Source organism: Mesorhizobium sp. B2-4-2 (genome assembly GCF_006442845.1).
Classification (GTDB): Bacteria; Pseudomonadota; Alphaproteobacteria; order Rhizobiales; family Rhizobiaceae; genus Mesorhizobium.
Genome location: NZ_VFVM01000025.1, coordinates 1 through 5,929, shown reverse-complemented (window position 1 = coordinate 5,929; position 5,929 = coordinate 1). Strand labels below are relative to the sequence as shown.

Annotated in this window: 5 protein-coding genes and 2 pseudogenes; all 7 read left to right on the top strand. The window is 56.5% G+C overall.

What is annotated here, in order from left to right:
- The first annotated feature begins 182 nt into the window (after positions 1-182).
- On the top strand, positions 183-527 hold the full coding sequence (locus FJ942_RS28340) for a DUF768 domain-containing protein (protein ID WP_181170061.1): 345 nt from the start codon (positions 183-185) through the stop codon (positions 525-527).
- A gap of 456 nt (positions 528-983) precedes the next feature.
- Positions 984-1,160 (top strand): hypothetical protein, encoded by a 177-nt coding sequence (locus FJ942_RS28670; RefSeq protein ID WP_181170060.1) that lies wholly within the window; start codon positions 984-986, stop codon positions 1,158-1,160.
- Between the two features lie 71 nt (positions 1,161-1,231).
- Positions 1,232-1,990 carry a Crp/Fnr family transcriptional regulator gene (locus FJ942_RS28330; protein WP_140518343.1) on the top strand — a complete coding sequence of 253 codons (759 nt, stop codon included), beginning with the start codon at positions 1,232-1,234 and terminating at the stop codon, positions 1,988-1,990.
- A gap of 252 nt (positions 1,991-2,242) precedes the next feature.
- Positions 2,243-4,945, top strand: a complete 2,703-nt coding sequence (locus tag FJ942_RS28325; protein WP_140899640.1) for a PAS domain S-box protein — start codon at positions 2,243-2,245, stop codon at positions 4,943-4,945.
- Positions 4,946-5,051: 106 nt separating this feature from the next.
- The gene (locus FJ942_RS28320; RefSeq protein ID WP_140518341.1) at positions 5,052-5,417 is read left to right on the top strand and encodes a response regulator; all 366 of its coding nucleotides are present in this window, start codon (positions 5,052-5,054) and stop codon (positions 5,415-5,417) included.
- 74 nt (positions 5,418-5,491) lie between these two features.
- A pseudogene (locus tag FJ942_RS28315) lies at positions 5,492-5,677 on the top strand (GNAT family N-acetyltransferase); the annotation flags it as partial.
- 49 nt (positions 5,678-5,726) lie between these two features.
- Positions 5,727-5,929: pseudogene (locus FJ942_RS28310) on the top strand (cbb3-type cytochrome c oxidase subunit I); the annotation flags it as partial.

Here is a 5,929-nt window from a genome sequence, read left to right as displayed (position 1 = left end):
TTCCATTCCAAGCGGCGTTCGATCATCTTTTTAGGAGCAGCCTGCGAGCATTCTCTATCTCACCATTTCGGCAGCAATGATCACCGTTCAAATCGGCGCAAGAAGTCACTCGGGTCGATCGCCGAGCCCACGGCACTTTCGACAAGGTGTTTGCATCCTTCGTGCGAAATCCGCGTTGGTAGGTGCACATTGAAGGTGGTGCTCAAATGGATTCCAAACCCGCTTTTGCCAATCCCAAGACCGCTGCTGCCGGCGACGCGGACCTCCTGGTGAATAAAACGGCACATTTCGTCGGAGAATGGATCGATGAACATATCGGCGATTCCCCTTCGGCAATGGCGGCCGAAATAGCCGCCGAGAAGCTAGCCGATCAATGTATCTCCGATGCTGAAAGCGAAGGGATACTGGCGGACGAGATCAGCGAGGAAGTCGGCGACCTCAAGGAATACATCGCCAAGACCGTGCTCGCGGACGATGGCTCGAACAGCGACAGCCGCCAACAACCGGCTGCCGGCGCTTCGCCCTAACTAGAATGAGAGATGTGAATGCCGAAGTTCCGTTTTGAGTCCATAGAAAGCACGGCGCACCCGGCAATTCACGCCGAGCTCGCGAACCTTGCTGCGGCCGACGGGCAGGCGAAACGAGCAGCAAAGAAGCAATGCTTGCCGGATTCGCCTCAGGTCTGGATCGACATCTTGGGAAGTTTACGAGGAACCCGGCTATCTCGTTGCCACGAGCGGATTTCAGGATCTGGTATCCACTCCAGAAGGCGATGGGCGCGATCGACGATACCGACGAACCAGGCGTAATGCGGTCGGGGTGAGGGCAGCCCCGGTCTCCGGCCAAGTCCCTTACATGCATATCGTGGTCCGGCCGTTGGGGCGAAGGTGTCGCTCCAGGGGAAGATATGAAGCGTTCTTCTTCCTGTGGAGCGGAACCTTCGGCCTCGTGCAGCCTTACGTTCATTAGGTGAATGAGGGGAGATGCAGCTTGCCGGAATGGGTGCTGGGCATCGCGAGCGAGCGCTCGGCAACGCCAGAGCTATCGGCCACGCGAAGAAATGGATGGTCTGGCTTGCCGCCCTCGACCCCTTAGACAGCGGTACTATCCATGATGCTACGATTTTGATGGCTGTCGAGGTGATCAGTTCCCAAGCATAGCGGCGAGGCACGGCACGCCATCCGGCCTGATCTGAGCTTTTGAGCGGCGCTCGACATTGAGGAGGTAGCTCTTGCCAAGTGAGACGATACTGCCGAACCGATCAGTTGTCGACGTATCGGTGTTGTTCAAAGTGCTGGAGCGACGGGACGTTCTCACGGATCAAGACCGGGCAGTACTTCAGGACGGTCCCTGGCGGGTACGTGACTACGAAGTCGGTGACGAAATCGTCGCGGAGCACGCCGAACCCAAGGAGAGCTGCGTTATCGTCTCGGGGATCACGGGAAGAACTGTCACCTTCGCCGACGGCAGGCGCCAGATAACGGCCCTCCACATTCCCGGCGACTTCGTTGATCTGCATGCATTCCTGTTGCACGTAATGGACCACAACGTCGTTGCTTTGGCACCGGCTCGCATGGCGTTCATCGGCCATGATCCGCTGCGTCGGATCACTGAGACCCACCAGCATCTGTTCCGCGTGCTGACAACGATATTGGCGGTGGATGCCGCCATTCAGAGGGTATGGATTGCCTGCCTGGGGCGCCGGTCCGCTGAAGCCCACCTGGCGCACATCATTTGCGAGATGTTCCTGCGGATGGAGGTCGTCGGCTTGACCCGGGAATGGTCATTCGAATTCCCTGTCACGCAAAACATGCTGGCGGATACGATCGGACTGTCTGTTGTCCATCTCAATCGGACGCTCATGGCATTGCGCCGTGCTGGCCTTATCACCTGGCAGCGTAAGGTGGTGACCATCACGAACTGGGATCGCTTGGCGCGAGCCGCTGAGTTCGATGCGACTTATCTCAACCTTCGCAAAGAGCCACGATAGAAAGGTTATTCGCCTGCTTCTTCCCCCAGAGGCAGCAATGAGGCCTAGCAACGGCGCGCGGCAAGCGATTTTCTTTTGAGCTCCTCTGCTGAAGTTGCACCTATCCAGGCGACCCACGGAGCCCGCGATCCACGGTGTCGATGCACCTGGCATTGACGGATCTGATGCGCCTGGCGCCGACTGAAGGGTCAATGTGGAACCTTTGGTCCTCTCACGCATTTCCAACTGCTTCTTAGGAGACGGGGGTACCAAATGAAACAAGGGGGTCTTCCTGCTCGAGTCGATGAGGTGGCATCTTTCTCGGAGAGGAGTCGCGAGCGTCAGCTTCCCGATCCGATCCTCACTGATGAGTTTGAGGATTTTTTCGAGAATGCCGCCATCGCACTTCACTTCGTCGGAAAAGACGGCACGATTCTGCGTGCCAATCGCGCAGAATTGGAAATGTTGGGATTCACGGCCGAGGAATATATAGGCCGCAATATTCGCGAATTTCACGCAGATCAGGTTGCTATTGGAGACATATTGGACCGCCTGTCCCGGCGGGAGGAACTTAAAAACTACCGGGCCCGGCTGCGGGCCAAAGATGGGTCGATCCGCTGGGTAGAAATAACGTCCAACGTTCGCCTAGTGGCTGACCGCTTCCTCAACACCCGCTGCATCACCATCGATGTGACTGAAATGATCAAGGCGCAGGAGCTTATACGCGAACAGGAGCGGCGCCTTGCCATCACCTATGAGAACGCTGCCGCAGGTATCGTAGAAGCGAATGTCGAAGGCCAACTGCTGCGGGTGAATTCCCATCTGTGTGCCCTTTTGGGATACACGCAGGATGAGCTGATTGGACGGTCGATTTTTGACCGCACCTTTCCGGCCGATGTTGAAGCAGATCGAGAGCAGTATCGACGGCAAATGGCCGGTGAAATCGACAGCTACACACTTGAGAAGCGATTTGTTCGCAAGAATGGATCAGTTTTTTGGGCTGTTGTGACTTCGTCGAGTGTTCATGACTGCGAGGGGTCGTTTCGATACGCTGTACGGGTTCAGCACGATATCAGCGAGCGCAAGCGGGTTGAGGCGGCGCTTGCCAAACGTGCCGAGGAACAGGGTGCGATACATCGATTCACTGAAATGCTGCAGCATGCGCGCACGCAAGAGGATGTGTATGAGCCGGCGCTCGATGCGATCCAACGTGCGCTCCAATGCCAGCGTGCTTCGATATTGCTGTTGGATAAAGATGGGCGCATGAAGTTTGTGGCTTGGCGTGGCCTGTCCGATACTTACCGCTTAGCGGTGGAAGGACACTCGCCTTGGTCGACGGAGAGCCAAGATCCGCAGCCTATCTGTGTCGGCGATGCAAAGCATGCGGACTTGCCGGAACAATTAAAACAGGCGATCCGCAGCGAGGGAATCGGTGCGGTCTACTTCATTCCGATCACACAAGGTGGACGGCTCCTTGGTAAGTTCATGGCCTACTTCGACCAGCCTCAGGAGTATTCGGAAGAGCAGATTGAATTGGGTCGGACCATCGCTCGTCAGCTCGGTTTCGGCATTCAGCGCATAAAGGGCGAAAATGCTGCTCAGAGGCTGGCAGCAATCGTGGAGTCTTCCCATGACGCGATCGTCAGCAAGGATTTGAATGGGGTCATTTTAACGTGGAACCGGGGGGCTGAGCGGCTGTTCGGCTATTCGGCCTCGGAAGTGCTCGGCAAGTCCATCACGATCATCATCCCTCCGGATCGGCTGGGGGAGGAGCCGCTCATCCTGGGTCGGATACGCAATGGCGAAATTGTCGATCATTTCGAAACAATCCGGCGCCGCAAGGATGGGTCGCTAGTCGACATTTCTCTGACAATATCGCCTGTCCGAGACGCAGCGGGCCGTATCGTGGGCGCCTCCAAAATTGCCCGGGACATAACCGAGCAGAAAGTCGCGGAGGCAAAGGTGCGCGACAGTGAACGTCACCTTCAGGATTTGCTTGCCGCCATCCCTGCAGCAATCTACACAACCGATCAGCAGGGCAAGATCACCTATTTCAATGAGGCAGCGGTCGAACTCGCCGGCCGAACGCCGGTGATCGGCAGTGATGAATGGTGCGTTACCTGGAAGCTCTATTGGCCAGATGGAACGCCACTTCCTCACGACCAGTGTCCAATGGCTGTTTCGCTTCGTGAAGGGCGACCGGTCCGGGGAGTTGAGGCGATTGCCGAGCGGCCGGACGGCACCCGGATCCCATTCATTCCCTATCCGACGCCGATGCGGGATGCAGCTGGAGAAATTGTCGGCGGCATCAACATGCTGGTCGACGTAAGTGAGCGCAAGCAAGCTGAGACACAACAGCGGATCCTGCTTAACGAACTCAACCATCGCGTTAAGAACAACATGATGATGTTGACGTCCTTGCTTTCGGTAGCGGCCAGGTCCAGTCAAAATCCCGAGGCTCGCAAGACAATTGGTGAGGCAAGCAAACGAGTGGCGACCATGGCTGCGGCTCAACGTGTCCTCTACGACACGCCAGATGCATCCAATTTCAGCGCGCCACTTTTTGTCGGGGCCATTTGCGAAACCACAAAGCAGATGTTTCCAGCGAATGTCCAACTAGTTTGCGACGCCGATCCCATCCAATTGCCCAACGATATCGCAATGCCGCTTGCGCTCATAGTCAATGAGCTTTTGGTCAATGCGGTCAAACATGGATCAGCGGCCAAGGGAAGCAGCACCATTCGGGTTGAGATCAAGCAAAACGGTCAAAAGCAGGTGTTGACGGTCGAGGATGAAGGTCCAGGTTTCGATTTGCGGGCAGAGCGTCATTCCTCGTCAGGTTTGCGGTTGGTTGAGGGATTGGCGCGCCAGATTGGTGGGATTTTCGAAGTTGAGCGAGATCCGTCTCGCTGCATCGTGATTTTTTCTCAGGCTCCCGGGGAGAACGGCTTTGACGTTAAAAACGGCAATAGTTGAGACAAGCCGGACGGGGGTTTCGAGCCGACCATCCAGACCTCAGCTAGTTTTCTCCAGAGACGATGGGACTGGTGCAGAAGCGAGAGTTTCCGGCAAACCATCCGTCATGATCGTCGAAGACGACTACCTGATTGCACTTGATATCGAGGCCAGTCTTAGCGATGCAGGTTTCGTGTTGGCTGGGATAGCCAGCACAGCCGAGGAGGCCATCATAATTGCGCGCTCGGCTCAGCCCACGATTGCCTTGATGGATATCCGTTTGCTTGGCAAGCGCGACGGAATCGACGCAGCGTTGGAACTTTACCGGGCCTTCGGTATCCGGTGCATCTTTGCAACTGCGCACGCTGACCGCGATGTAAAGCTTCGGGCCGAAGCGGCAAGACCACTCGGCTGGGTTCAGAAACCCTACTCTACGCCGATGCTCATCGAAGCCATCCAGAATGGTTTGCAGGAGCTCGACAACGAGGGCTGAGCGTCACAACCGCCACGTCAAGGCTGGCGGATCCCTGGTTGGCATCGCTGTGAATTAATCGACAACCGGATGTAAATCTTGCTGGGCGCTTCGCCCGAGTCGATACCCGGGAGAAGGATGGCATGTTTGCCGCATTTCTCGAGCAGTGCCGCCTTGGCATTGCCGAGACCGTTCCGACCATGTCCAAAGGGGGCCGATTCCTGAACCGGGAAGAAAACGGACCGTGGGTTTATGGATTGGCCGGCCACGCATTGAGCTGACGCGCATGCAAAGAAGCTTCAGCCAAAAATAGCTCCCTTACAGTGGTGCCTCGGTACCGCGCTTTCCGTGTTGATCCGTGTGGAGTTGCAAGAACCAGGTTTGCAGATTTTTGGCGATCCGGGTGTCTACAATGTGGTCGTCAGTGCCCATGGGCTGGTCATGATTTTTTTCGTCCTCATGCCGGCGCTGATTGGTGGCTTCGGCAACTGGATGGTGCCGATCATGATTGGCGCACCCGACATGGCTTTCCC